Here is a 3,300-nt window from a genome sequence, read left to right as displayed (position 1 = left end):
CTACAACCTGCTAAGGTTATAGGGACAAGCCTTACGGGCAATTAGTACTGGTTAGCTTAATGCATTACTGCACTTCCACACCCAGCCTATCAACGTCCTGGTCTCGAACGACCCTTTAAAGAGATCAAAGTCTCTGGGAAGTCTCATCTTAAGGCGAGTTTCCCGCTTAGATGCTTTCAGCGGTTATCTCTTCCGAACATAGCTACTCGGCAATGCCACTGGCGTGACAACCGATACACCAGAGGTTCGTCCACTCCGGTCCTCTCGTACTAGGAGCAGCCCCCTTCAAACTTCCAACGCCCACGGCAGATAGGGACCAAACTGTCTCACGACGTTTTAAACCCAGCTCACGTACCACTTTAAATGGCGAACAGCCATACCCTTGGGACCGGCTACAGCCCCAGGATGTGATGAGCCGACATCGAGGTGCCAAACTCCCCCGTCGATATGAACTCTTGGGAGGAATCAGCCTGTTATCCCCAGAGTACCTTTTATCCGTTGAGCGATGGCCCTTCCATACAGAACCACCGGATCACTATGTCCTACTTTCGTACCTGCTCGACTTGTCAGTCTCGCAGTTAAGCACGCTTATGCCATTGCACTATCATCACGATGTCCGACCGTAATTAGCGTACCTTCGAACTCCTCCGTTACACTTTGGGAGGAGACCGCCCCAGTCAAACTGCCTACCATGCACTGTCCCCAACCCCGATCAGGGGCCAAGGTTAGAACCTCAAATAAACCAGGGTGGTATTTCAAGGATGGCTCCACGCAAACTGGCGTCCACGCTTCAAAGCCTCCCACCTATCCTACACAGATCGATTCAAAGTCCAATGCAAAGCTACAGTAAAGGTTCATGGGGTCTTTCCGTCTAGCCGCGGGTAGATTGCATCATCACAAACATTTCAACTTCGCTGAGTCTCGGGAGGAGACAGTGTGGCCATCGTTACGCCATTCGTGCAGGTCGGAACTTACCCGACAAGGAATTTCGCTACCTTAGGACCGTTATAGTTACGGCCGCCGTTTACTGGGACTTCAATCAAGAGCTTGCACCCCATCATTTAATCTTCCAGCACCGGGCAGGCGTCACACCCTATACGTCCACTTTCGTGTTTGCAGAGTGCTGTGTTTTTATTAAACAGTCGCAGCCACCAGTTTATTGCAACCCCTTCATCCTTCTGCCGCAGGGCAGTCAAACTACAAGGGCGTACCTTATCCCGAAGTTACGGTACCAATTTGCCGAGTTCCTTCTCCCGAGTTCTCTCAAGCGCCTTAGAATACTCATCTCGCCCACCTGTGTCGGTTTGCGGTACGGTCTCGTATGACTGAAGCTTAGAGGCTTTTCTTGGAACCACTTCCGATCGCTTCGTGAACAAGTTCACTCGTCTCAACCCCTTGAATTACGCACCCGGATTTGCCTAAGTGCCTTCTACAAGTCAAGAACAGGCTCTTCCAACCGCCTGACGACCTTCTGTGATCCGTCCCCCCATCGCATCATACGACGGTGCAGGAATATTAACCTGCTTCCCATCAGCTACGCATCTCTGCCTCGCCTTAGGGGCCGACTCACCCTGCTCCGATGAACGTTGAACAGGAAACCTTGGGCTTACGGCGTGGAGGCTTTTCACCCCCATTATCGCTACTCATGTCAGCATTCGCACTTCTGATACCTCCAGCATCCTTTACAAGACACCTTCGCAGGCTTACAGAACGCTCTCCTACCATATGTCCTAAAACATATCCGCAGCTTCGGTGTATAGCTTAGCCCCGTTACATCTTCCGCGCAGGACGACTCGATCAGTGAGCTATTACGCTTTCTTTAAAGGGTGGCTGCTTCTAAGCCAACCTCCTGACTGTTTTAGCCTTCCCACTTCGTTTTCCACTTAGCTATACTTTGGGACCTTAGCTGGCGGTCTGGGTTGTTTCCCTCTTGACACCGGACGTTAGCACCCGATGTCTGTCTCCCAAGCTCGCACTCAACGGTATTCGGAGTTTGCAATGGTTTGGTAAGTCGCGATGACCCCCTAGCCATAACAGTGCTCTACCCCCGTCGGTGATACTTGAGGCACTACCTAAATAGTTTTCGGAGAGAACCAGCTATTTCCAAGTTTGTTTAGCCTTTCACCCCTACCCACAGCTCATCCCCTAATTTTTCAACATTAGTGGGTTCGGTCCTCCAGTGCGTGTTACCGCACCTTCAACCTGGCCATGAGTAGATCACTTGGTTTCGGGTCTACACCCAGCGACTATGTTCGCCCTATTCGGACTCGATTTCTCTACGGCTTCCCTATGCGGTTAACCTTGCCACTGAATGTAAGTCGCTGACCCATTATACAAAAGGTACGCAGTCACGGAACAAGTCCGCTCCTACTGTTTGTATGCACACGGTTTCAGGTTCTATTTCACTCCCCTCCCGGGGTTCTTTTCGCCTTTCCCTCACGGTACTGGTTCACTATCGGTCGATATCGAGTATTTAGCCTTGGAGGATGGTCCCCCCATGTTCAGACAGGATTTCACGTGTCCCGCCCTACTTGTCGCAAACTTAGTTCCACACCGATGATTTCAACTACGGGACTATCACCCTCTATGGTCGGACTTTCCATTCCGTTTGTTTATCAAAGATGCTAAATCTTGCAGGCTCTTCCCATTTCGCTCGCCACTACTTTGGGAATCTCGGTTGATTTCTTTTCCTGTAGCTACTTAGATGTTTCAGTTCGCCACGTTCGCTTTGCAACACTATGTATTCATGTTGCAATGACCTTACGGCCGGGTTTCCCCATTCGGAAATCTGCGGATCAAAGTGTGTTTGCTCACTCCCCGCAGCTTATCGCAAGCTACTACGTCCTTCATCGCCTGATATCGCCAAGGCATCCACCATGTGCACTTATTCACTTGTCCCTATAACTTTAGCTTCTGGCGACTGTCGTTTATTTCTAAACTTCAGGTTCACCACCAAAAACCGGTTATAGTTCTTTACTACTTATGAGTATTACTTTAGCGTTTGCCGTATCTCAAGAATTTATTTTTTTCTAAAACTGCCTTTCGGCTGCTTTTGATCAAACTCTTTTTAATACTTTGTTTGTTCGATACAATCATAACCCTTCCATAAATTATTCAATGCAACTGTCGTTACATCAAACGAAACACTCTTCCGAGCATTTCCTTTACAGAAATAAATTTTGATTATTTCTACTTTACTTCTTCTAAATTGTTAAAGAACGAGATACTACTTAAACTACACTGACTTTCGCTTTGAAAGTTCAAACCTAAATCTTCACTTCAACGTCTATTGAGCTGCTT

Annotated in this window: 1 rRNA gene; it reads right to left on the bottom strand. The window is 48.5% G+C overall.

Annotated features, from left to right (window positions below):
* Positions 1-20 precede the first annotated feature (20 nt).
* A 23S ribosomal RNA gene (locus H8K32_RS19750) occupies positions 21-2,898 on the bottom strand.
* Between the last annotated feature and the right edge of the window lie 402 nt (positions 2,899-3,300).

Source organism: Cognatundibacterium jejuense (genome assembly GCF_014284255.1).
Classification (GTDB): Bacteria; Pseudomonadota; Gammaproteobacteria; order Burkholderiales; family Burkholderiaceae_D; genus Undibacterium; species Undibacterium jejuense.
The sequence above is the reverse complement of the archived record's forward strand: the minus strand, read 5'-3'. Positions and strand labels throughout refer to the sequence as shown.